Origin of the sequence: Pantoea sp. GL120224-02, from assembly GCF_900215395.1 — a bacterium.
GTDB lineage: Bacteria > Pseudomonadota > Gammaproteobacteria > Enterobacterales > Enterobacteriaceae > Pantoea > Pantoea communis.
The window spans coordinates 24,901-48,768 of record NZ_OBEC01000014.1; the positions used below are offsets into that span (position 1 = coordinate 24,901).

The 23,868-nt window shown below is 54.6% G+C and carries 18 protein-coding genes and 2 tRNA genes; 16 read left to right on the forward strand and 4 right to left on the reverse strand.

The annotated features are described in order from the left end of the window. Window positions 1–46: 46 nt before the first annotated feature. From mscM to rsgA, 3 genes are all read right to left on the reverse strand, one after another. Window positions 47–3,382, reverse strand: coding sequence for a miniconductance mechanosensitive channel MscM (mscM, locus tag CRO33_RS21195; protein WP_097119482.1), 3,336 nt, complete (start codon window positions 3,380–3,382; stop codon window positions 47–49). A gap of 14 nt (window positions 3,383–3,396) precedes the next feature. Further along, complete coding sequence (gene asd / locus CRO33_RS21200) at window positions 3,397–4,293, reverse strand: archaetidylserine decarboxylase (protein ID WP_034829399.1); 897 nt, start codon at window positions 4,291–4,293, stop codon at window positions 3,397–3,399. A 93-nt stretch (window positions 4,294–4,386) separates the two neighbouring features. Beyond that, window positions 4,387–5,433, reverse strand: a complete 1,047-nt coding sequence (gene rsgA, locus CRO33_RS21205) for a small ribosomal subunit biogenesis GTPase RsgA (protein WP_034829385.1) — start codon at window positions 5,431–5,433, stop codon at window positions 4,387–4,389. Between the two features lie 103 nt (window positions 5,434–5,536). On the opposite strand from rsgA, the gene orn reads away from it, so the two are divergent. From orn to CRO33_RS21220, 3 genes are all read left to right on the forward strand, one after another. Next, window positions 5,537–6,085: an oligoribonuclease gene (orn, locus tag CRO33_RS21210; protein ID WP_034829381.1), complete on the forward strand. Its 549-nt coding sequence runs from the start codon at window positions 5,537–5,539 to the stop codon at window positions 6,083–6,085. A gap of 293 nt (window positions 6,086–6,378) precedes the next feature. Then, a tRNA-Gly gene (locus CRO33_RS21215) sits at window positions 6,379–6,454 on the forward strand. A gap of 24 nt (window positions 6,455–6,478) precedes the next feature. Beyond that, window positions 6,479–6,554 (forward strand) — tRNA-Gly (locus CRO33_RS21220). 435 nt (window positions 6,555–6,989) lie between these two features. On the opposite strand, the gene queG is transcribed toward CRO33_RS21220, so the two are convergent. Further along, on the reverse strand, window positions 6,990–8,129 hold the full coding sequence (gene queG / locus CRO33_RS21225) for a tRNA epoxyqueuosine(34) reductase QueG (protein WP_097119483.1): 1,140 nt from the start codon (window positions 8,127–8,129) through the stop codon (window positions 6,990–6,992). Between queG and nnr the strand changes: the two genes are divergently transcribed. The 13 genes from nnr to rnr all read left to right on the forward strand — a co-directional run bounded on the left by nnr (window position 8,128) and on the right by rnr (window position 23,611). Continuing rightward, window positions 8,128–9,645, forward strand: a complete 1,518-nt coding sequence (nnr, locus tag CRO33_RS21230) for a bifunctional ADP-dependent NAD(P)H-hydrate dehydratase/NAD(P)H-hydrate epimerase (RefSeq protein ID WP_097119484.1) — start codon at window positions 8,128–8,130, stop codon at window positions 9,643–9,645. The genes queG and nnr overlap by 2 nt on opposite strands. Window positions 9,646–9,648: 3 nt before the next feature. After that, entirely contained in the window at window positions 9,649–10,125 is a 477-nt protein-coding gene (gene tsaE / locus CRO33_RS21235; protein WP_034829377.1) for a tRNA (adenosine(37)-N6)-threonylcarbamoyltransferase complex ATPase subunit type 1 TsaE, read from the forward strand. An 8-nt stretch (window positions 10,126–10,133) separates the two neighbouring features. Next, window positions 10,134–11,771, forward strand: coding sequence for an N-acetylmuramoyl-L-alanine amidase AmiB (amiB, locus tag CRO33_RS21240; RefSeq protein ID WP_441339738.1), 1,638 nt, complete (start codon window positions 10,134–10,136; stop codon window positions 11,769–11,771). A gap of 42 nt (window positions 11,772–11,813) precedes the next feature. Continuing rightward, complete coding sequence (gene mutL / locus CRO33_RS21245; RefSeq protein ID WP_097119486.1) at window positions 11,814–13,691, forward strand: DNA mismatch repair endonuclease MutL; 1,878 nt, start codon at window positions 11,814–11,816, stop codon at window positions 13,689–13,691. Next, window positions 13,684–14,625 (forward strand): tRNA (adenosine(37)-N6)-dimethylallyltransferase MiaA, encoded by a 942-nt coding sequence (miaA, locus tag CRO33_RS21250; protein WP_034829369.1) that lies wholly within the window; start codon window positions 13,684–13,686, stop codon window positions 14,623–14,625. The genes mutL and miaA overlap by 8 nt, the downstream gene beginning before the upstream one ends. A 110-nt stretch (window positions 14,626–14,735) precedes the next feature. Further along, window positions 14,736–15,053, forward strand: coding sequence for an RNA chaperone Hfq (hfq, locus tag CRO33_RS21255; protein WP_034829366.1), 318 nt, complete (start codon window positions 14,736–14,738; stop codon window positions 15,051–15,053). Between the two features lie 80 nt (window positions 15,054–15,133). After that, window positions 15,134–16,414 carry a ribosome rescue GTPase HflX gene (hflX, locus tag CRO33_RS21260; RefSeq protein WP_097119487.1) on the forward strand — a complete coding sequence of 427 codons (1,281 nt, stop codon included), beginning with the start codon at window positions 15,134–15,136 and terminating at the stop codon, window positions 16,412–16,414. Between the two features lie 113 nt (window positions 16,415–16,527). Further along, window positions 16,528–17,766 carry an FtsH protease activity modulator HflK gene (gene hflK / locus CRO33_RS21265; protein ID WP_034829354.1) on the forward strand — a complete coding sequence of 413 codons (1,239 nt, stop codon included), beginning with the start codon at window positions 16,528–16,530 and terminating at the stop codon, window positions 17,764–17,766. Between the two features lie 3 nt (window positions 17,767–17,769). Continuing rightward, the gene (gene hflC, locus CRO33_RS21270) at window positions 17,770–18,774 is read left to right on the forward strand and encodes a protease modulator HflC (RefSeq protein ID WP_034829352.1); all 1,005 of its coding nucleotides are present in this window, start codon (window positions 17,770–17,772) and stop codon (window positions 18,772–18,774) included. 58 nt (window positions 18,775–18,832) lie between these two features. After that, on the forward strand, window positions 18,833–19,033 hold the full coding sequence (locus tag CRO33_RS21275; protein ID WP_034829350.1) for a DUF2065 domain-containing protein: 201 nt from the start codon (window positions 18,833–18,835) through the stop codon (window positions 19,031–19,033). A gap of 176 nt (window positions 19,034–19,209) precedes the next feature. Beyond that, complete coding sequence (locus tag CRO33_RS21280; RefSeq protein ID WP_097119488.1) at window positions 19,210–20,508, forward strand: adenylosuccinate synthase; 1,299 nt, start codon at window positions 19,210–19,212, stop codon at window positions 20,506–20,508. Window positions 20,509–20,700: 192 nt separating this feature from the next. Beyond that, on the forward strand, window positions 20,701–21,144 hold the full coding sequence (nsrR, locus tag CRO33_RS21285; RefSeq protein WP_034829346.1) for a nitric oxide-sensing transcriptional repressor NsrR: 444 nt from the start codon (window positions 20,701–20,703) through the stop codon (window positions 21,142–21,144). Window positions 21,145–21,160: 16 nt separating this feature from the next. Next, complete coding sequence (gene rnr / locus CRO33_RS21290) at window positions 21,161–23,611, forward strand: ribonuclease R (RefSeq protein WP_097119489.1); 2,451 nt, start codon at window positions 21,161–21,163, stop codon at window positions 23,609–23,611. Window positions 23,612–23,868 lie beyond the last annotated feature (257 nt).

The window sequence follows — 23,868 nt, forward strand, 5'->3', positions numbered from 1 at the left end:
CGCTCAGCAGAAAAAACAGCGCCCGGTGATTGCCGGGCGTTGTCATTTATAAGCCGCCAGATTTAAAGGTCTGGCTGGACGGTGAGCCATTGCTGGCCGACGTTTTACGTCCCAGCGTTTCCATACGCACCTGGAATGGTGGGAACGGCATCTCAATACCGTGCTCTTCAAAGCCGCGCAGAATCAACTGATGCAACTCATGACGCAGCGGCATGCGGTGGCCCATCTCAGCTGCGTGCACACGCAATTCAAACAGCTGAATGCCTTGCTGTAAATCCACCAGGAACACATCCGGTGCGGGCATATCCAGCACGTAGGTACAGCGCTCGGCCGCCTGCTTGAGAATGTTGGTGACTTCATCACTGTTGACGTGTGCCGGAGCCGGGATGGTCAGCACCACGCGCGTGACAGAATCCGACAACGACCAGTTAACGAACTGCTCAGTGATAAAGGCCTTGTTAGGCACGATGATCTCTTTACGGTCCCAATCGGTAATCGTGGTGGCGCGGGTATTGATGCGGGTAATGCTGCCGGTCAGATCGCGAATGGTGACGGTATCGCCGATGCGAATTGGCTTTTCGAACAAGATAATCAGACCAGAAATAAAGTTGGCGAAGATCTCCTGCATACCAAAGCCCAACCCCAGACCTAACGCCGCCACCAGCCACTGCAGTTTTGCCCACTCAACGCCAATGATCGAGAAGCCGACTAATCCGCCAATCAGCATCAGCACGTATTTGGTCAGGGTAGTAATGGCATAACCGGTGCCAGGTGACAGGCTGATGTGTTGCAGCAACGCCAGTTCCAGCAGGGCAGGCATATTACGCACCAGCTGAGTGGTGATAATGAACACCAGGATGGCAATCAGCACCGCGCCCAGCGTAATCGGCTGCACGCTCTCCACGCCCTGCACCGTGGTGCTGGCATCCCACAGTGGGATGTTGTCGAGGAAACTAAAGGCCGAGTGAATTTCTGACCACAGTACAATCACCGATACCAGCGCAATCAACGTGAGAATAGAGCGCACCAGACGCAACGACTGTGCACTGATCTCATCAAGATCCAGGCTCGGTTCATCGATCTCAATCGTATCGGCGTTGGCGGGAGTCTGTTGCTCTTTCTCTTCTTCACTGCGCGCGCGGTTCGCCAGCATATCGGCACGGCGTTGGCGGGCGCGATCAAAGGCGATGCGACGGCGTTGGATCAGCATCCAGCGGCGGATAATGTGGTAAATCACCAGCAGGAAGAACCAAATGCCTACCGAGGTTTCCAGGCGCGCCAGCAGTGCCTGCGCGGTCGCCAGATAGCCGATGCAGGAAGCCAACGCCGCTACCAGCGGGATGGCAATCATCAGGTTCCACAGAATACGGTTAACGAAGTTGTCGCCGTTGCCCTCTTTATCCAGATACAGCGGAATGCCTGCACGTTTAAGGCTGACGGTGACAATACTTAACGCACCGCAAATCAAAATGAAGCACAGGCGACCGAGCGTGCCGGAGAACTGTGGATCGTCGAGATTGGCAAAGGCAATCAGCAGCATGATCAGCGGCACAATCAGGCCAACCGTCAGCGAGTAGTAACGCATAGCACGCGCTACCCGCGCCTGCGGCCAGCGGAAGTGCACCACAAATAGCCCATCATGACGCGCAAAAGCAGCACTGATCATAAAGGCCCACAGCAGCGGCAGCGTGGCAGTGATGCCATCTCCAATCGCAACGGCAAACGGATAAGGCCAGGCATGCTGCAAACCAAAGCCCAGCGCGGCCCACAATACCGGCAGCGGCACGGCGACCAGAATCGACCAGAACACGGTGCGCAACGTCAGGCTAAAGCGGTCCTGAGTCACTTTGCCCACTTTGCTGGCGGAACGCGCCATAAAAGCATTGTAATGACGGCGCGAGCTGATGCTAAAGCCCACTAACAGCACTGCGCAGATGATTGGCATCACGGTTTCTTTGCTGGTAAACATCATCGCCAGCGCTTTACCGAGTTGCCCTAAGGTATCCAGCGACAGCAGGCGGGTTAAGTCACGCGCCACGTCAATCGGATACTTCAGGTCGATGGCGCTGACATCCGCCGTCCAGAACAGATAACGGTGGGTGGCTTCCTTCACTTCACCCAGGGCGTCCTGCAACTGCGTGTTCGACACCTTCAGCTTGGTGATTTCCAGAATTAGTGTATCGCAGCCGGAGATCAGTGAATTGAGCAGCTCGCGCTGGGTTTTCAACTGGGCTTCAAGAATACGGGTTTGCTCGCTGGTGAACGGCGTGCCGTCATCCTGCTTCTCTTTGCGCAGATCCTTTTGCCGCTCCAGCAAATCTTCATAATGCAGCCGTTGCACACGCAGTTGGCCCATCTCACTGTCTATCTGCTGCGACTTCGGCATATCCGGCAATCGGGCGACTTGCGCACGTAAGGCTTCACCCAGCAGATTCGAGGCGCCAAGCCATTGTGATTGTTCGCGCAGCGTGCTGAGAGCCTGGCGTACCTGTAGCGTTTGGTTGGTGGCCAGACGTTGCTGCGAAGCGACCAAATCCATACGTTGGGCTTGCGCATTCAGGTCGGCTGATAGCTCACGGTTGACACGGAATTGATCGCTGATCGAAGCCGGTAAATCGCCACTGTTTTCCGCCAGCTGTTCAGTGCGTTCGAGCGCCAGTTCCGCTTCTCGCTGACGCTGATTATTCAGCTGATTGCGCAACGATTGCAGATAGTTATCCAGCTGCGTCACTTTACGCTGATGCACTTCCGCCCGCATACGCGCCAGCTCCTGGCGATTATTGGCGGAGAGCTGTGCCAGTTCTAACTCATCCACACGGGCTTTATTGGCGGCATTCTCGGCCAGGCGGGCATAAATCTGCGCCTGAGCCAGCGGCGTAGCGGCCGCAGAAAAGCCCTGAGCACGGCGATCGCTTTCGGTCATCGCCCGGCGTGCGTCAGTCTGCTGCTGCGGTAACTGTGACAGTGAGTCACTGATTTCACGTGCGCGGTCCTGCTCTTGCTGCGCCTGGCGGCCTTCTTCCAGCAGCTGGCTGCTGATTTGCAGGATTTCCTGATCCAGCTCGGCGCTGCTCATGTTATTGCGCACCGTTTTACTGCTGTCGGTCAGTGTGGCGATCTGCTGACGCAGTTCACGTGCCAGCCGCGGAAAATCATCAATCACCTGCTGATACTGTTTAGCGCGCTCCAGCGATTCATCGCGCTCAGAGAGGAAATTGATCGCCGCTTCAATCGCCTGAACTTGTTCAGCTTGAGCAGGAGAGGCTTTGGCGGATTTGGCCGCATCCAGTTCCTGCTTCAACTGACTCGCGGGGGGAACGGTGGCTGCCAATACAGAACTGCTGAGCACCAGGCTCAGCAGTAGAGAGAGAAGAACGCGCACGGGAGAGGTTCCGGTTATTCAGCGAGCGGGGCGCTGTCGCCGGGCTGCGGCAGGGCAATCGCCAGCGGTTGGCCAAGGCGGGTTTTGCTCTCGGCTTCGAGACTTTCCGCCAGCTTGACGCGGCCCGGTGCGAACAGGTTAATCACCGTCGAACCGAGTTTGAAACGTCCCATTTCCTGACCTTTCAGCAGCACAACGGCCCCGTCATGATCCGCTGAAGGATAACGCCAGCGTTTAATCACCCCTTCACGTGGTGGCGTAATGGTGCCCGCCCACACGGTTTCGATGCTGCCCACAATGGTTGCCCCTACCAGGATCTGCACCATCGGGCCATGATCGGTATCGAAGACGCAGATCACACGCTCATTGCGTGCAAACAGGTTCGGGATGTTACGTGCTGTCAGTGGGTTCACAGAATAGAGATCGCCCGGCACATAAATCATTTCACGCAGTATGCCGTTACACGGCATGTGCACACGGTGGTAATCGCGCGGGGCAAGATAGGTGGTGATGAACTCACCATCGACGAACTTTTCTGCCAGATCGTCGTTACCGGCCAGCAAGGCCTGCAACGAATAGTAATGGCCTTTCGCCTGGAAGATCTGATCGCCTTCAATGCGGCCTAACTGGCTCACCGCGCCATCAGCTGGCAGCGCCAGCAGGGTCGCATCGGGATCAATCGGGCGCGCACCCTCTTTTAGCGGACGCACGAAGAAGTCATTGAAGGTGCGATAGCTACCAGTATGGGGTTTGCTGGCTTCGGCCATATCCACTTTGTAGTACCAGACAAACATGTCGATGACCGCTTTGGTCAGCCAGCCACCGCGACGACTGGCGCCCCAGCCGGCAAGTTCGGTCAGCCCTTTTTTAGGCAGAATATGATTCAGGCCGAGTTTAAAACGATCAAACACCGTTGCCTCCTGGCTTAATTACGCTTGGTTTACACAAAAGGGGGCGGATTGTAGCAGCGCCCCGGTCAGTTGGCGAATGTGCCGTTGTACCCGTTAATCTTCGCTGGCGGAAAAGTTTTTACGCGTTTTTACCTGCGCCATACTCTCCAGAATCCGGTGGTAGTTATCGAAGCGCGAGATGTTGATTGTTCCTTCCTCTACCGCTTCGCGAATGGCACAGCCGGGATCGGTATCATGCTTGCAGTCGCGGAAACGGCAACCGCCGATAAACTCACGAAATTCGACAAATCCACGGGTGATTTGTTCCGGCTCCAGATGCCATAAACCGAATTCACGTACACCTGGAGAATCTATCACGTCGCCGCCGTGCGGGAAGTGATACAGGCGTGAGGCGGTGGTGGTGTGTTGGCCCAGACCGGAGTTATCAGACACATCGTTGGTCAGAATCTCATCGCCCGCCAATTCCAGTCCCAACAGGTTGTTCAGCAAACTGGATTTACCCACACCAGATTGACCCGCAAAAATACTCACGCGATCGGTTAAGGCCTGTTCCAGCTCCGCCAGGCCATCTTTGGCACGGCTGGATACCATCAACACGCGATAGCCAATTTTGCGATAGATATCCATCTGCTCATCCACAAACGCGCGGGCTTCCGCGTCGAGCAGATCGGTTTTGTTCAGGACCAGCAGTGGCTCAACGCCCAGGGTTTCACTGGCCACCAGATAACGATCGATGATATTGAGCGACAGCTCCGGCAGGATCGCCGACACAATGATGATCTGATCGATGTTGGCCGCGATCGGTTTGACGCCATCATAGAAATCCGGACGCGTCAGTACCGTTTTACGTTCGTGAACTGCTTCCACAATGCCTTTACCGCCGCCAATCGCCGCACGCCACAGCACACGGTCACCGGTGACCAGTGAGCGAATGGTGCGACGGATATTGCAGCGATGCACTTCGCCCACGCCATCTTCCACATCTGCGTGCATGCCGAAACGGCTGATCACCACGCCTTCGCTCGCTTCTCCAAACAGGTTGTCATCCGGTTCCGGCTTTTCATTCCGTTGCTGCAGACGACGCTGATGGTTAGCGCTTACGCGACGTTGTTGACCCTTCGACAGTTTATTTTTGCTCACGCATCCTCTCACGGCTTTCGCCAGGCTTCGCCCCGCTGGGCAAAACGTCTATGATACACCTGAAACGAGTGTAATGACGACTTTGGCAACAGGCGGGAAACGCATGACAGCTGGAAATGAAAATAATCTGATTTGGATCGACCTGGAAATGACCGGATTGGATCCGGAGCAGGATCGCATTATTGAGATCGCCACGATCGTCACCGATGCCAACCTGAATATCCTGGCAGAAGGCCCGGTGTTTGCGGTGCATCAGTCTGATGAGCAATTGGCATTGATGGATGAGTGGAATGTGCGTACGCACACCAACAGTGGCCTGGTAGAACGTGTGAAAGCCAGCCAATACGACGACCGTGCTGCAGAGCTGGCGACCATCGAATTTCTCAAGCAGTGGGTTCCGGCTAACACTTCTCCGATTTGCGGCAACAGCATTGGCCAGGATCGTCGCTTCCTGTTCAAATACATGCCGGAGCTGGAAGCCTACTTCCACTACCGTTATCTGGATGTCAGCACGCTGAAAGAACTGGCGCGTCGCTGGAAACCCGATATCCTGCCGGGCTTCAAAAAAGCGGGCAGTCACCAGGCGCTGGATGATATCCGCGAGTCCGTTGCCGAGTTGGCCTACTACCGCGAACACTTCTTGCAACTTTAATCGCCTAAGGGTGCGCAGGAAATCATCAGGTTGCTGATTAAATCAGCAAACGCACTGAAAGCGCAAAATTTTGCTTTTAGACTCTTGCGACTGAAAGGATTTCTCGTATAATGCGCACCCCGTACCGGTGAAGAATTTATTACGGTGCGCAGCAGTAACACGAAGTTCCAGAATCAAGTATTTCGGTTTGCGGCAAGGCAGCAACTGAACGAATCACAGAGAGCTTACGTCAGAAAGTGACCTGTGTGAGTGAAGGAAGCTAACGCGGCAGCAAATTGAAAGACGAAGGTTATGCGGGAATAGCTCAGTTGGTAGAGCACGACCTTGCCAAGGTCGGGGTCGCGAGTTCGAGTCTCGTTTCCCGCTCCAAACTTCGTTAGCAGTAACCTCTTTGCGGGAATAGCTCAGTTGGTAGAGCACGACCTTGCCAAGGTCGGGGTCGCGAGTTCGAGTCTCGTTTCCCGCTCCAAAATCTCATATACACTAAAGTTATTTGCTCTCGGGCGTAATCAGACTTAAAACTGCTGCAGTCTTTATCGATCTCATGCGGCCTGGTTTTCTTTCTGGAAATTTTACGTACCGCATTAGCACCAACGATGCCTGTAGTCTGTTGCAGTTATCTTACAGGTTATCCACAATGCGCCTGCAACGTACCGACGGCGTTTTACCCTATCTGCAAAACTGTTTTGAACAGAGTTATCCACAAGCTCTGGACAAGCCCCTGCGCGCAATATTCTACTTAAATGTTTACAATAATCATTTAACTCATTGATTGTTAATGAATTAAAGGTATTTCAGTCTGTGAATAGTCTTGGTAGACGATATAATGATCCTCGTCACTATTCGGCTTTATAATTTTATTCACAGCATGTGGAAAAGGATTTTATCCTGCGCGATTGGTTAATCACGCATCACGGACCAGGCCTTTCTCGACGGCGCGCACTAAGCGCTGTTTCTTCGCGGGCTGAACATCCACGCTCTGTGCCGCACGCCTCTGTAATTGCTGCGTGATGGCCCAGTCAATATGCTCATCCAGCATGGCGTTTTCACCGCTACGCATTTGCAACGCCGCCAGATTTTCTTCTGCCCAGGGCGCATTGCCCAATGCTACTGCGATATTCCTCAGCCAGCGTAAGTGGCCGATGCGGCGGATCGCAGAGCCTTCAGTGACTCGCAAGAATTTCGCTTCATCCCACTTGAAGAGATCCACCAACGGCGGCGCGTGCAGCACCGCGCGCGGCGAGAAATCATCTTCATCGGTCAACTGACCATAACGATTCCACGGACAGATAAGCTGGCAATCGTCACATCCATAGATGCGGTTACCAATCAGCGGACGGAATTCTTCCGGTATCGCACCTTCCAGCTCAATAGTGAGATAGGAAATACAGCGCCGCGCGTCAACCACATAAGGCTCAACGATAGCGGAAGTCGGGCAAATAGTGATGCAGGCGACGCAGCGACCGCACTGTTCTTCCTGTGGCTGATCGACGGGCAACGGCAAATCAATCAGCAACTCGCCGAGAAAGAACCAGGAACCGGCTTCGCGATTGAGAATGAGCGAGTGTTTACCGGTCCAGCCCAAGCCTGCTTTGGCGGCAATCGGCCGTTCAAGGATGGGGGCGGAATCGACAAATGGGCGAAAGTTGAGTTCGCCACAATGCGCCTGAATCATTTCTCCAAGCTTTTTCAGGCGATTGCGCAATACTTTGTGATAATCGCGGCCCAGCGCATAGCGGCTGACATAGCCCAGCTGAGGATTTTTTAAGGTGCTGGCAAACGCCGCTTTGGCCGGAAGGTAGTTCATGCGCACGCTGATCACGCGCAGTGTGCCGGGCAGGAGTTCATGCGGACGCGCACGCATCATGCCGTGGCGCGCCATCCAGTCCATCTCTCCGTGATACTGCTTCTCCAGCCAATCCTGTAATTTGGGCTCTTCAGCGCTAAGATCGGTATCGCAAATACCAACCTGCTGAAAGCCGAGTTCGCGCCCCCACTGTTTAATTTGGTGGGCAAGCTGTTGAAGATCGAGAGGGTATGACATGAGAAACCAGGCAATTGAAGCAAACCCGCGCAGTTTACCACACTCTGTCTGGCCTGCGCAGGCGATAGGGCAACTGGAGCGCGATGCGGCGGATAGCCTGGGTTTAACCTTGTATGAATTGATGCTGCGCGCCGGACAGGCGAGCTACGAACGGGTGCGGGCGCAATGGCCGCAGGCGCAGCATTGGCTGATTCTGTGCGGACAGGGTAATAACGGGGGCGATGGCTATGTGGTGGCGCGGTTGGCACAGGCTGCGGGGCTAGAGGTGACACTGCTGGCATGTACCGGTAATAAGCCGCTGCCGGAAGAAGCGCAGCAGGCGCAAGAAGCCTGGCTGGCGGCGGGCGGGGTGATACATGCCCCGGATGCGTCATGGCCGCAAAACATTGATGTGATCATCGATGCATTGCTCGGTACCGGCATCAATCGTGCACCAGCCGCGCCTTACGCTGAATTGATTGATCTGGCCAATGCACATGCCGCGCCCATCTTCGCGATAGATATTCCATCGGGGTTGAATGCTGCCACTGGCACCACGCCGGGCAATGCCATCAACGCGGATGTCACCCTGAGTATGATTGTGTTGAAACCGGGATTGTTGACTGGTAAAGCTCGCGATCACGTGGGTCGATTACATTGTGATGCGCTAGGCCTGAACGCCTTCCTCGCGGGCGAGACGGATCCCATTCAACGCTACGATGCGGCTGATCTGGTGCACTGGCTGAAACCACGAAAAGCCACTTCGCACAAAGGTGACCATGGACGTTTAGTGGTAGTGGGAGGGGATACTGGCACCGCCGGGGCGATTCGAATGACGGCGGAAGCGGCGCTGCGCAGTGGTGCTGGGCTTGTGCGCGTGCTCACGCATGAAGATAATATCGGCCCGATTCTGACCGCGCGACCGGAGCTTATGGTCGATGCGCTAAATGATGAAACGCTGGAACAGGCCCTGCAATGGGCAGACGTGATCGCTATCGGGCCCGGACTGGGACAACGTGAGTGGGCTCAGAAGGCACTGAAAAAAGTCGCGTCTAGTGAAAAGCCGATGCTTTGGGATGCTGATGCGCTTAACCTGCTGGCAATCAAGCCGGATTACCGTCAGAATCGCATCATTACTCCGCATCCTGGCGAGGCCGCACGGCTGTTAGGCGTGAAGACCAGTGAGGTCGAGCGCGACCGCTTACAGGCGGCGCAAACGCTCGCTAAACGCTACGGCGGTGTGGTGGTGCTGAAAGGCGCAGGCACGATCGTGGCCAGCGCGGCAGGTGACATCGCGATTGCGGATGTAGGCAATGCAGGGATGGCATCCGGCGGCATGGGCGATGTCCTGAGCGGTATCATTGCGGCCATGCTGGGCCAGAAACTGACTTTACTTGAGGCAGCCTGCGCGGGCTGTGTCGCACACGGTGCAGCGGCAGATGCGGTTGCCCGGCAGCGCGGTACGCGCGGCATGTTAGCCACTGATTTGTTCGAACTGCTGTGGCAGTTTGTTAATCCAGAGATGATCCAACAATAAAGCATGAAAACCTGTGTTATCCCTTTGCCCGATGAGGCGGCAACCCTAAATCTGGGTGCGCAACTTGCCCGCGTTTGCAGCAGCGCGTTGGTGATCTATCTTTATGGCGATCTCGGCGCCGGTAAAACCACGTTTAGCCGCGGCTTTTTGCAGGCGCTTGGCCATCAGGGTAATGTGAAAAGCCCAACCTATACGCTGGTGGAGCCCTACGAACTCGGCTCACGCACGCTGTATCACTTCGATCTTTATCGCCTGGCCGATCCTGAAGAGCTGGAGTTTATGGGTATCCGCGATTACTTCAGCGGGGATGCATTGTGCCTGGTCGAATGGCCGCAGCAGGGCGCTGGCGTATTACCCGAGCCCGATCTGGCATTGACGCTGCGCTACGTGGACGCGGCGCGAGAAGCGGAGATCAGCGCGGTTTCTGCAGTGGGTGAAACGCTGCTGGCCCAGTTCCAGCAAGGCAGGGAGTCGGCATGACCGCATGGATGAAAGGGATTCTGCTGGCTGCGCTCTGTATCGTTTCTGCTTCTGCGTTATCTGCCACCTTGTCAGATATCAAAGTCGAAAACGGCGACAGTCAGGCAACCGTCACGCTGAGTTTTAATGGTCAACCCGTGTATGGTTTCTTCCCGCTGCATAACCCCAATCGTGTGGTGCTGGATATTCGGCAAAGTGGCGCGATTAAGGGCTTGCCGCTGAACTTTAGCGGCGAAAACATCGTACAACGCATTCGCAATAGCCAGCCGAAAGATAAACAGAGTATTCGTTTGGTGTTCGAACTGACGCAGGCGGCACACACGCGTGCCAGCACCCAACGTGACGGCAATCAGTATCGCGTGGTGTTTACCATTCGCGGTACGCAACCGGCAAAACGCAGCACTGCTGCCGCACCGGTGACCACCGCTCGCCAGAGCGAGAGTGCGGCGAATCCCTTTAATGCCAATCCGGTGACCACCGTCACCAACAGCAACACCACGGTACGTCCGGGTGGCGCCGTTTCACGCAATGACACGGTGATTGTGGCGATTGATGCCGGCCACGGTGGTCAGGATCCCGGCGCATCGGGCCAGCATGGCCTGCACGAGAAGAACGTCACCATTGCCATTGCGCGCAAACTGAAAGCGCTGATGGATCAGGACCCGATGTTTAAGCCCGTGCTGACGCGAAACGGCGATTACTTTATCTCGGTGATGGGGCGTTCCGAGGTGGCGCGAAAAGAGAATGCCAATTTACTGGTATCGATTCACGCCGACGCCGCGCCCAACCATTCGGCGACCGGCGCATCCGTTTGGGTGTTATCAAACCGCCGCGCCAATAACGAAATGGCGAACTGGCTGGAACAGAAAGAGAAGCAGTCCGAATTGCTGGGCGGTGCCGGTGATTTACTGGCAAACAGCCAGGCTGATCCTTACTTAAGCCAGGCGGTACTGGATCTGCAATTCGGGCATTCACAGCGCGTTGGCTATGATGTCGCGGTGAAAGTGCTGCAGCAACTGCGCGGAGTGACGCCGTTGCACAAACGTTTACCGGAGCATGCCAGCTTAGGCGTGTTGCGTTCCCCGGATATCCCTTCTTTACTGGTTGAGACTGGCTTTATCAGTAACGCGGCGGAGGAGCGGCTGCTTGGCAGCAGCGCGTATCAGGAGAAAATTGCTCAGTCGATCTATAAAGGACTGCGCAACTATTTCCTCGCGCATCCGCTGCAATCCATCCCAAAGGAGGAAAACCGGCCGCTGGACAGCGCACCAGCGGTTAGCGTTGCCAGCAACCCGGCAACCGGAACCGTGCAATACACTGGCGCGACGCAGCGCCATACGGTGACGCGTGGTGAGACGTTGTCAGGTATTGCCGCCAAATACGGTGTCAGCATGGCAACTCTGCGTGACCTCAATAGCCTGAAACGCGATGTGGTGTGGGTCGGGCAACACTTGAAAGTCCCGGCAAAATCGGGCGTGAGCGTGACCGCTGCGAGGCGTCCTACCCGACACAAAGTGGTACGCGGTGATTCACTCACTGGGATCGCCGCTCATTATGGTGTCAGCCCCAAAGCCATCATGCAGGCGAATAATATGAAGTCGAGCAACGTGATGCTGGGGCAAAACTTAAAGATTCCACAATCCTGATTGCTGGCGCTGCGGCGCCAGTCTGCTTAAAGGATCACCACCATGCCAATACAGATTTTACCGCCGCAGCTGGCGAACCAGATTGCCGCCGGCGAAGTGGTTGAGCGCCCGGCATCGGTCGTAAAAGAGCTGGTGGAAAACAGTCTTGATGCCGGCGCGACGCGCATTGACGTTGATATCGAAAAAGGCGGCGCGAAGTTGATTCGCATCCGCGATAACGGTTGTGGCATCGCCAAAGCCGAACTGGCCATGGCATTGGCTCGCCATGCCACCAGTAAAATTGCTTCGCTGGATGATCTTGAGGCGATTATGAGCCTCGGTTTTCGCGGCGAAGCCCTCGCCAGTATCAGTTCGGTTTCACGCCTCACGCTAACCTCTCGCACCGCGGATCAACACGAAGCCTGGCAAGCCTATGCGGAAGGACGTGATATGGATGTCACGGTGAAACCTGCAGCACATCCTGTCGGGACGTCGCTGGAAGTGCTCGATCTGTTTTACAACACCCCGGCGCGCCGCAAGTTTATGCGCACCGAGAAGACCGAATTTACCCATATTGATGAAGTGATTCGCCGTATCGCGCTGGCGCGCTTTGACGTGGCAATTTCGCTGACCCACAACGGCAAGATGATTCGCCAGTATCGTGCGGTGGATCAGGAAGCGCAGCGTGAACGCCGTCTTGGCGCTATCTGTGGCACCCCCTTTATGCAACATGCTCTGCGCATTGACTGGCAGCATGACGATTTGGCGTTGCGTGGATGGGTGGCCGATCCCGCCGGGTCACGTCAGGTGACGGATCTGCAATATTGTTACGTCAATGGCCGCATGATGCGTGACAAGCTGATCAACCATGCGATTCGGCAGGCGTATCAGACGCAGTTGGGGGAAGATCAACAACCCGCTTATGTGCTGTATCTGGAGATCGATCCCCATCAGGTGGATGTCAACGTTCATCCCGCCAAGCACGAAGTCCGTTTTCACCAGTCACGGCTGGTGCATGATTTCATCTGGCAGGGCGTCATGAGTGCGTTGCAGGCGAGCCGTGCCGCAGAGTTGCCCATCGCGCATGCGGAAGAGCCCGCGCCAAAGTGGCAGCCAGAGAACCGACAGGCCGCGGGTGCGAATCACTTTGCGCAACCCGTGAGCCCATCACGCAATAGCACCAGCTCCAGCTCCAGCAGCAGCGGTGCGGCTGCGGCGGGAACGCACGCGGGTTGGCAGAATAAAGAGCCGGTGTATCGTGCACGTGAAGGGGCCGCCTACCAGCAGTTAATGAAAACGCCTGTGGCCGAAGCCCCTCGCGCCGCCGCGCCGCAACCGGCTCCCGTGCGTCAGCCTGAAGCACGCGAAGCGCCGTTGGCTGCACATGCGCAAAGTTTTGGTCGTGTGCTGAGCGTGATGCATGAGCAATATGCGCTGCTGGAACGGGGTCATCAATTACAGTTGTTGTCACTGAATGTGGCCTCACGCTGGCTGAAACAGGCCCAGTTACAACCGGGAGAAGAGGGCTTGAAACCTCAACCTTTACTGATCCCGGTCCGGCTGAAAATTGCCAAAGAAGAGTTGAATGTGATCGATGTTCAGGGCGCGTTATTGAGGCTGATGGGCATTGATTTACAACGAGAAGGTCAGCACGTCACCTTACGCGCCGTCCCTTTACCGTTACGCACACAAAATTTACAAATCTTGATTCCAGAACTGTTAGGCTACTTGGCCCGGCAGCAAGAGGTTTCTGCATCTGCGTTGGCCCAATGGCTGGCACGTCGTGATGATGCAGAACACGCTCACTGGAATCACTCGCAGGCGATTGCACTGCTGGCAGAGCTGGAAAGGCTATGCCCGCATCTGCTCAAGTCGCCGCCTTCAGGTCTGTTACAGACCATTGAGATTGAGAGCGCGATTAACGCGTTGAAGCATGAGTGAACTAAACCAGGCTAGCCGGCCAAAGGCAATTTTTTTGATGGGGCCTACCGCCTCCGGTAAGACGGCATTAGCGATTTCGCTGCGTCAGCAACTTCCGGTGGAACTTATCAGCGTTGACTCTGCCTTAATCTATCGCGGGATGGATATTGGCACGGCGAAACCGTCGGCAGAAGAGTTAGCACTGGCGCCCCATCGTTTGCTGGACATTCGCGATCCGGCGGAAGCGTATTCCGCCGCTGAGTTTCGTCGCGATGCGCTGGCAGAAATGGCGGAGATTACCCAAAAGGGTAAGATTCCGTTGCTTGTTGGTGGAACCATGCTCTACTTCAAGGCGTTGCTTGAAGGATTGTCGCCGTTGCCCTCGGCCGATCCCGAGGTGCGTCAGCGGATAGAGCAAATGGCGGCGGAGAAAGGGTGGGAAGCCCTACACCGCCAGCTGTGTGAAATCGATCCGGTCGCCGGTAGTCGTATTCATCCGAATGATCCGCAGAGACTTTCGCGAGCACTGGAAGTTTTTTTTATTTCGGGTAAAACTTTAACGGAACTGACAAAAACATCCGGCGAAGCGTTACCCTACGACGTGTACCAGTTTGCTATCGCTCCGGCAAATCGTGAACTGATACATCAACGCATTGCGTTGCGTTACGACCAGATGCTAGCGTCAGGATTTGAAGCGGAGGCTCGTGAACTGTTTGCACGAGGTGATTTGCATACGGATATGCCTTCCATTCGTTGTGTAGGTTATCGCCAGATGTGGTCTTATCTCTCTGGTGAAATCGATTACGACGAAATGGTTTATCGGGGAATTTGCGCCACCCGGCAGCTCGCTAAACGCCAGATGACCTGGTTACGTGGCTGGCCAAACGTCCATTGGTTAGACAGTGACGAGCCAGAATTAGCCCGTAATGCGGTGCTTCAGGTAGTTAGTGCGTAGCAGGGATGATTGTGTACAATTGGTCCGTTATCGTGCGCAAATTTTTACGCAGTTTTTCTGAACCACGGTTCTTAAAGTAACAAACAACAAGCATATAAGGAAAAGATAGAATGGCTAAGGGGCAATCATTACAAGACCCGTTTTTGAACGCATTGCGTCGTGAACGTGTACCGGTTTCGATCTATTTGGTGAATGGTATTAAGCTGCAAGGACAAATTGAATCCTTTGATCAGTTCGTCATTCTGTTGAAAAACACGGTTAGCCAGATGGTGTACAAGCACGCCATCTCTACAGTGGTTCCTTCTCGTCCGGTTTCGCACCATAGCAACAACCCGGGCGGTAGCGGTGGCAGCAGCAATTACCACCATAGCGGAAGCAACCAGGGCGCTCAGTCGCAGCCACAACAAGACGGCGATAACGCAGAATAATTTTGCGCTGCCGTAAAGCCAGGGCTGGGGAGCGAAAGCGTTTTCCCGTCCTGGTTATTTTATTTTAGCGAGGTTATAGCTTGTTTGACCGTTATGATGCCGGTGAGCAGGCCGTACTGGTACACATCTGGTTCTCCCAAGACAAAGAGCTGGAAGATTTGCAGGAGTTCGAAACTCTTGTCTCTTCTGCGGGCGTCGAAGCGCTGCATGTGATTACTGGCAGCCGTAAAGCGCCACATCCCAAATATTTTGTCGGTGAAGGAAAGGCAGTTGAAATTGCCGATGCGGTGAAAGCGAGTGGAGCATCGGTCGTATTATTCGATCATGCCTTATCGCCTGCCCAGGAACGTAATCTCGAGCGAGTGTGTGAATGTCGCGTTGTCGACCGCACTGGCTTAATTCTCGATATTTTTGCTCAGCGCGCCCGTACCCATGAGGGTAAATTACAGGTCGAGCTGGCACAGTTACGCCACATGGCAACCCGTTTGGTGCGTGGATGGACGCACCTTGAGCGCCAAAAAGGCGGTATTGGTTTACGTGGTCCCGGTGAAACGCAGCTGGAAACGGACCGCCGCTTACTGCGTAATCGCATTAGTCTCATCCTTTCTCGCCTTGAGCGTGTGGAGAAGCAGCGCGAACAGGGCCGACAAGCACGCGCCAAAGCCGATGTGCCGACCGTTTCGCTGGTGGGATACACCAACGCCGGCAAATCTACCCTGTTCAATGCGGTGACGTCAGCCAATGTATATGCGGCCGATCAGCTGTTTGCGACTCTCGATCCGACACTGCGTCGCCTGAATGTGGCAGACGTGGGTGAGGTGGTTTTAGCGGATACCGTTGGGTTTATTCGCCACTTACCGCATGACTTAGTGGCGGCCTTTAAAGCCACACTGCAGGAAACACGTCAGGCGACGCTCTTGCTGCACGTGATTGACGCTGCCGATTTGCGCGTCAACGACAACATCGACGCCGTTAATGAAGTATTGGCAGAAATCGAATCGGATGAAATTCCCATGCTGTTGATTATGAATAAAATCGACATGCTGGACGGTTTTGTGCCGCGTATTGATCGTGATGAAGAGAATAAGCCGACACGCGTCTGGCTTTCTGCTCAGAGCGGTGAAGGTCTACCCTTACTTTGGCAGGCGCTGTCTGAACGCTTAGCCGGTGAAATTGCGCAGTATGATTTACGTCTGCCGCCAGAAGCGGGCCGTTTGCGCAGCCGCTTCTACCAACTGCAGGCGATTGAGAAAGAATGGAATGAAGATGATGGTTCTGTAGGTATGCACGTGCGAATGCCAATCGTTGACTGGCGTCGTTTGTGCAAACAGGAACCGTCATTAGCCAGTTATATTGTTTGATATTGCCCTAACGCCTTTACCTAACTTGTTGAAAATTGCTGCAATTATTTCTCTGGGCCGCAATTCGAAAGAGGAAGGGTAAAAAACGTAAATACAATAAATGGAGTAGAAACATGGCGTGGAATCAGCCCGGAAATAACGGACAGGACCGCGACCCGTGGGGAAGCAGCAATAATCAAGGCGGCAACTCTGGGGGAAATAAGGGAGGGCGCGATCAGGGGCCTCCTGATCTGGATGATATCTTCCGTAAGTTGAGTAAAAAACTCGGCGGACTGGGCGGTGGCAAACAGAGTGACAACAATGGCCAGCGCGGCGGCGGTAGCGGTGGCAAACTGGTTGGCATCGTTGCCGTAGCCGCAGTGGTCATCTGGGCTGCCAGCGGTTTCTACACCATCAAAGAAGCAGAACGTGGCGTTGTGACCCGTTTTGGTAAGTTCAGCCATCTGGTTGAACCGGGCCTGAACTGGAAGCCAACCTTTATCGATCAGGTGCGTGCCGTTAACGTTGAAGCCGTGCGTGAACTGGCCGCCTCTGGCGTGATGCTGACGTCGGACGAAAACGTGGTGCGCGTGGAAATGAACGTGCAGTACCGCGTAACCAATCCTGAGCAGTATTTGTATGCGGTCACCAGCGCTGACGACAGTTTGCGTCAGGCCACCGACAGTGCGCTGCGCGGTGTGATTGGTCGTTCTACCATGGATCGTATCCTCACTGAAGGCCGTACCGTGGTGCGTAGCGAGACGCAACGTGAGCTGGATGAAACCATCCGTCCTTACAACATGGGGATTACCCTGCTTGACGTCAACTTCCAGGCGGCACGTCCACCGGAAGAAGTGAAGGCCTCGTTTGACGATGCCATCGCCGCACGTGAAAACCGCGAGCAGTACGTGCGTGAAGCAGAAGCCTATTCGAATGAAGTGCAGCCGCGTGCGAACGGTCAGGCGCAACGTATTCTGGAAGAAGCCCGCGCTTACAAAGAGCGTACGGTGTTAGAAGCGCAGGGTGAAGTGGCACGCTTTGCTTTACTGCTGCCGGAATACAAAGCCGCACCGCAAATCACCAAAGAGCGTCTGTATATCGAAAGCATGGAACGCGTGCTGAGCCATACACGTAAAGTCCTGGTTAACGACCGTGGTAACAGCCTGATGGTGCTGCCACTGGATCAACTGATGCGTGGTGGTCAGATTTCTGGCAGCCAGGCTGGCCAGAAAAACACTAATTTGATGAAGCTGCCTTCGTCTGGCAGCAGTGCCAGCAATGATGACTCTTCGTCTTATAGTCCGAGCAGCATCATGGACCAGCGTCGCGCCAATGCGTTACGCAACGATACCCAGCGCGCAGGGAGGGAGTAATCGATGCGTAAGCCAATTATTGCCGTAATTATTGTCGTCCTGGTGGCGCTGTACGCATCGCTGTTCGTGGTGCAAGAAGGTGAGCGCGGTATCGTGCTGCGCTTCGGTAAAGTTCTGCGCGATAGCGAGAACAAGCCGCAGGTTTATGAGCCGGGTCTGCATTTCAAGATCCCATTCATTGAAACTGTGAAGTCGCTGGATGCACGTATCCAGACCATGGACAACCAGGCCGATCGCTTTGTTACCAAAGAGAAGAAAGACCTGATCGTTGATTCCTACATCAAGTGGCGTATCAGTGATTTTAGCCGCTACTACCTGGCAACGGGCGGTGGTGATGTTTCTCAGGCTGAAGTGTTGCTGAAACGTAAGTTTAGTGACCGTCTGCGCTCTGAGATGGGGCGCCTGGATGTGAAAGACATCGTGACGGATTCACGTGGTCGTTTGACTACCGACGTGCGTGATGCGTTGAACACCGGTACCGCAGGCAGTGATGACGAAGTGCAGACGCCAGCCGCAGATGATGCGATTGCCAGCGCGGCAGCCCGCGTAGAGCGTGAAACCAACAGCAGCGAGCCAGCACCGAACCCGAACAGTATGGCTGCCCTGGGTATTCAGGTGGTTGACGTACGCATCAAGCAGATCAACCTGCCAGCTGAAGTGTCTGATGCTATCTACAACCGTATGCGCGCTGAGCGTGAAGCGGTTGCCCGTAGCCAGCGTTCACAAGGTCAGGAAGAGGCTGAAAAACTGCGTGCTCAGGCGGATTACCAGGTCACACGTACTTTGGCTGAAGCCCAGCGTCAGGCATTGATTTCACGTGGTGAAGGTGATGCGCAGGCAGCAAAACTGTTTGCAGATGCTTTCGGTCAGGATCCTGATTTCTATGCCTTTATCCGCAGCCTGCGTGCTTACGAGAACAGCTTCTCTGATAACCAGGATGTGATGGTGTTGAGCCCGGATAGCGATTTCTTCCGCTTTATGAAGGCACCGACTAACACCGCGCGTTAAGAACTGATATAACCTTGAGGCCGACAATGTTGTCGGCCTTTTTTTTGGGAAAAATAGAATGAACACAACCATCTGGATGGCGCTGGCATTAGTTCTGGTGCTGGAAGGGCTGGGTCCGATGTTTCTGCCGCGTATCTGGCGCCGCATGATTCTGTCTATGGCGCAGTTGCCCGATCGCATCCTGCATCGTTTTGGTGGTGGATTAGTGGTAGCGGGCGTGGTGATTTATTACATGCTGAGCGTGCACGCGAGCGCATAGCATTAAATTTGAGCGATAACGCACGCCTAAATTGTGTCTTGCAGTCTATGTTTCCCCCAACATGTTGTATTGATCAAAACGCGGGCAAAAAACCGCGCAATCGTATGCTAAAAGTGCTGAAAGTGAGCAAAACCGATGGTAGAATCCATTTTTAAGCAATCGGTGATTTTGAAAAAATGGGTAAGAACGTCGTCGTACTGGGCACCCAATGGGGTGACGAAGGTAAAGGTAAGATCGTAGACCTTCTGACTGAACGCGCGAATTACGTTGTGCGTTACCAGGGTGGCCACAATGCAGGCCATACACTTGTCATCAACGGTGAAAAAACCGTCCTCCACTTAATTCCATCTGGCATCCTGCGTGATAACGTGACCAGCATCATTGGTAATGGTGTTGTATTGTCGCCTGAAGCGCTGATGAAAGAGATGAAAGGTCTGGAAGAGCGCGGTGTGCCGGTACGTGAACGTCTGCTGATCTCTGAAGCATGTCCACTGATTCTGCAATATCACGTCGCGATGGACGTGGCGCGCGAAAAAGCGCGTGGCGCCAAAGCGATTGGTACCACCGGTCGTGGTATCGGTCCAGCTTACGAAGATAAAGTTGCACGTCGCGGTCTGCGCGTGAGCGACCTCTTCAATAAAGAAACCTTCGCCGTTAAGCTGAAAGAAATCGTCGATTTCTACAACTTCCAGCTGGTTAACTACTACAAAACTGATGCGGTTGACTACGAAAAAGTGCTGAGCGATACGTTGGCTGTGGCTGACATTCTGACCAGCATGGTGGTTGACGTTTCTGACCTGTTGGACGGTGCGCGCAAGCGTGGCGATCTGATCATGTTCGAAGGCGCACAGGGTACGCTGCTGGATATCGACCACGGTACTTATCCGTATGTGACCTCGTCTAACACCACCGCAGGTGGCGTGGCGACGGGCTCCGGTATTGGCCCACGTTATGTTGATTACGTGCTGGGTATCGTTAAAGCTTACTCAACGCGTGTTGGTGCGGGTCCATTCCCTACCGAACTGTTTGACGAAACTGGCGAGTTCCTGTGTGCACAGGGCCACGAATTTGGCGCGACCACCGGTCGTCGTCGTCGTACCGGCTGGCTGGATGCGGTTGCCGTTCGTCGCGCAGTACAGATCAACTCCCTGTCAGGTTTCTGCATGACCAAACTGGACGTGCTGGATGGCCTGAAAGAAGTGAAAATCTGTGTGGCTTATCGCATGCCGGATGGCCGCGAGATGACCACCACGCCACTGGCTGCGGAGGGTTGGGAAGGTATTGAGCCAATCTACGAAACCATGCCTGGCTGGAGCGAAACCACCTTTGGTGTGAAAACGCTGGAAGGTCTGCCACAGGCCGCGCGTGACTACATCAAGCGTGTAGAAGAAGTGACCGGTGTGCCGATTGATATTATTTCAACTGGCCCGGACCGTAGTGAGACCATGATTCTGCGCGACCCGTTCGACGCATAATCTTACATGGCCGGACACTGTCCGGCCTTTGTTTATCCGCTCTTTGACTCCGCTCACTCTCTTTTTTCTTGCAATTATCGATACTTGCTTAAGAAAAAACGCACCGGCTTCCACGCTCTGGTTTATCATCATACTTAAATACCACGCCGACCGGCGCATAACCCTAACGCCCGATGATTCACCGAGGTATATGTGCAGCTAACGAGTTTCACCGATTATGGTCTGCGTGCGCTGATTTACATGGCGACGTTGCCGGAAGGTAAGCAGACCAACATTACCGAAGTCACCGATACCTACGGGGTGTCGCGTAACCATATGGTTAAAATCATCAACCAACTCAGCCGGGCTGGCTTTGTCGCCGCGACACGCGGTAAAAACGGCGGAATTCGTTTAGGCATGGACCCGGAAAAAATCGTCATTGGTCAGGTAGTGAGAAAAATGGAGCCTTTGCAGCTGGTGAACTGTGAAGAGTGCGCCATCACACCGGCCTGTCGTCTGCGCAAGGCGCTGCACGATGCGGTCCAGTTATTCCTCAAAGAGCTGGATAACTATACGTTGGCCGATCTGGTCAAAGATAACGATTCACTGTACCAAATTTTATTGTCCGAACCGCCGGTGGCAATCCAAATTAAATGACATCGGAGGAACCGTAATGTCAAAAGATCCTTATCAGGATAGAGAAGCAGAAAAGTACGACAACCCCATTCCAAGCCGCGAATTTATTCTGGCGCTGTTAGAAAAGCGTGAGAAACCCATCAATCGCGATGAAATTGCCCAGGAATTGAATATCACCAGCGAAGAGCAGCTCGAAGCGCTGCGCCGTCGTCTGCGCGCCATGGAGCGTGACGGTCAGCTGGTGTTTACCCGTCGTCAATGTTACGCCCTGCCAGAACGCCTCGACTTACTGCGCGGCAAAGTGATTGGTCACCGTGATGGCTATGGCTTCTTGCGCGTCGAAGGCCAGAAAGATGATTTCTATCTCTCTGCTGAGCAGATGAAATTCTGCCTGCACGGTGATGTGATTCTGGCACAGCCGGGTAGTGCAGACCGTAAAGGTCGCCGTGAAGCGCGCGTGGTGCGCGTGCTGGAACCACGCAACAGCCAAATTGTTGGCCGTTACTTTACCGATGCCGGCACCGGTTTTGTGGTGCCGGATGACAGCCGCCTGAGCTTCGACATCCTGATTCCGCAGGAAGAAACCCAAGGCGCGCGCATGGGCTCGGTGGTGGTTGTAGAGATCGTCCAGCGCTCAACCCGTCGCACCAAAGCCATTGGTAAGGTCACCGAGATTCTCGGCGATAACATGGGCACCGGTCTTGCGGTCGATATGGCGCTGCGCACCCACGAGATCCCACATACCTGGCCAGAAGAAGTTGAGAAAGAGATTTCGAAACTGCAAGAACAGGTGCCAGAAGCGGCTAAGAAAGGCCGCGTCGATCTGCGTGAGTTACCGCTCGTCACCATCGATGGTGAAGATGCGCGTGACTTCGATGATGCCGTTTACTGCGAGAAAAAACGCGGTGGTGGCTGGCGTCTGTGGGTGGCGATTGCGGATGTCAGCTATTACGTGCGTCCAGGCACGGCGTTAGATGACGAAGCGCATCAGCGCGGCACGTCGGTTTACTTCCCGTCACAAGTGGTGCCGATGCTGCCGGAGATCCTCTCCAACGGTTTGTGCTCGCTGAACCCGCAGGTGGATCGTCTGTGCATGGTGTGCGAGATGACCATCTCTTCCAGCGGCAAGCTCACCGGCTATAAGCACTACGAGGCGGTGATGAACTCCCACGCGCGTCTGACCTACACCAAGGTGTGGAACATTCTGCAGGGCGATACCGAGCTGCGTGAGCAGTATGCCGCGCAGGTGAAACACCTTGAAGAGCTGCATCACATGTATCAGGAGCTGGAAACCGCACGTGAGCAGCGTGGCGGCATCTCCTTCGAAACGGAAGAGGCCAAATTTATCTTCAATGCGGAGCGTCGTATTGATCGCGTTGAACGTACCGTGCGTAACGATGCGCACAAGCTGATCGAAGAGTGCATGATTCTCGCCAACATCGCCTCGGCGCGTTATGTTGAGAAGCATCAGGAACCGTCACTGTTCCGCGATCACGATCGTCCAACCGAAGATAGCATCAAAAGCTTCCGCACCGTATTGAACGAGCTGGGCTTGAGCCTGCCAGGAGGCGCGAAACCGCAGCCTGTCGACTATGCCGAATTGCTCAAGCAAGTAGCCGATCGCCCCGATGCAGAAATGCTGCAAACCATGTTGCTGCGCTCAATGAAGCAAGCGGTGTACGATCCTGAAAACCGTGGTCACTTTGGCCTGGCGTTGCAGTCCTATGCGCACTTCACCTCACCGATTCGCCGCTACCCTGATCTGCTGTTGCACCGCGCGATCAAATACCTGCTGGCGAAAGAGCAGGGCACGCTGAAAGGTAACACCACGCCAAACGGCGGCTATCACTACGATATGCAGCAGATGTTGCAGCTCGGTCAGCACTGTTCGATGACCGAACGCCGTGCTGATGAAGCCACGCGTGATGTCGCGGACTGGCTGAAATGTGACTTTATGCAGGATCAGGTTGGCAACGTGTTTAGCGGCGTGATCTCCAGCGTGACCGGATTTGGCTTCTTCGTGCGTCTCAACGATCTGTTTATCGATGGCCTGGTGCACGTCTCTTCGCTGGACAACGATTACTACCGTTTCGATCCAATTGGTCAGCGTCTGATTGGCGAATCTGGTGGCCGTACTTATCGTTTAGGCGATACGGTGGAAGTGCGTGTGGAAGCGGTGCACATGGATGAGCGCAAAATCGACTTTGCGCTGATCTCCAGTAAGCGTGCGCCGCGCGGTGAAGGTAAAACCGAGCGCGAACGTGAGAAGCGCGGCGGCAAGCCACCGGCCAGACGTCGTCGCGATGCGGGTAAGAAGGGCACATTCGAGCCAGATTCAGCGTTCCGCAGCGAGAAGAAGCAGCATGCGCCTGCTGAAAAATCGGCTAAAACTGAGAAAAAAGGCAAAAAAGTCTCTGAGAAAACCCGTAAAATCGCCGCCGCCACCAAGGCCAAGCGCGGGTCGAAGAAGAAACCTAACGAAGCTTGAGGGTTGGCTCGCGAAGCCTGAAGACCTGATCGCACTTTGAAGGTGGGGTCGCCTTAAACGGCGCCCCAAAGTTAGGCTAGCGTGCTTTGATGGCGCCCGCTCGACAGATCATGGATAAGTGCGTAGTGATGGCGACTTTAAGTTAGTTCAGCGTGTTGTGACGACGAGCGTACGTTAAATCAGCACGTTTTGTAGGGTGCGCAGTTATGTGCACCGAAATTAATACTCAAATTTTCAAATCGATACATCCAACCTTG

Coding starts and splice junctions, on each gene's coding strand:
- miaA (WP_034829369.1), top strand. CDS start 13,684: ATGAGTGAACTAAACCAGGCTAGCCGGCCAAAGGCAATTTTTTTGATG.
- queG (WP_097119483.1), bottom strand. CDS start 8,129: ATGTCATACCCTCTCGATCTTCAACAGCTTGCCCACCAAATTAAACAG.
- amiB (WP_441339738.1), top strand. CDS start 10,134: ATGAAAGGGATTCTGCTGGCTGCGCTCTGTATCGTTTCTGCTTCTGCG.
- nnr (WP_097119484.1), top strand. CDS start 8,128: ATGAGAAACCAGGCAATTGAAGCAAACCCGCGCAGTTTACCACACTCT.
- hflC (WP_034829352.1), top strand. CDS start 17,770: ATGCGTAAGCCAATTATTGCCGTAATTATTGTCGTCCTGGTGGCGCTG.
- tsaE (WP_034829377.1), top strand. CDS start 9,649: ATGAAAACCTGTGTTATCCCTTTGCCCGATGAGGCGGCAACCCTAAAT.
- hfq (WP_034829366.1), top strand. CDS start 14,736: ATGGCTAAGGGGCAATCATTACAAGACCCGTTTTTGAACGCATTGCGT.
- rnr (WP_097119489.1), top strand. CDS start 21,161: ATGTCAAAAGATCCTTATCAGGATAGAGAAGCAGAAAAGTACGACAAC.
- CRO33_RS21280 (WP_097119488.1), top strand. CDS start 19,210: ATGGGTAAGAACGTCGTCGTACTGGGCACCCAATGGGGTGACGAAGGT.
- mutL (WP_097119486.1), top strand. CDS start 11,814: ATGCCAATACAGATTTTACCGCCGCAGCTGGCGAACCAGATTGCCGCC.
- CRO33_RS21275 (WP_034829350.1), top strand. CDS start 18,833: ATGAACACAACCATCTGGATGGCGCTGGCATTAGTTCTGGTGCTGGAA.
- orn (WP_034829381.1), top strand. CDS start 5,537: ATGACAGCTGGAAATGAAAATAATCTGATTTGGATCGACCTGGAAATG.
- hflK (WP_034829354.1), top strand. CDS start 16,528: ATGGCGTGGAATCAGCCCGGAAATAACGGACAGGACCGCGACCCGTGG.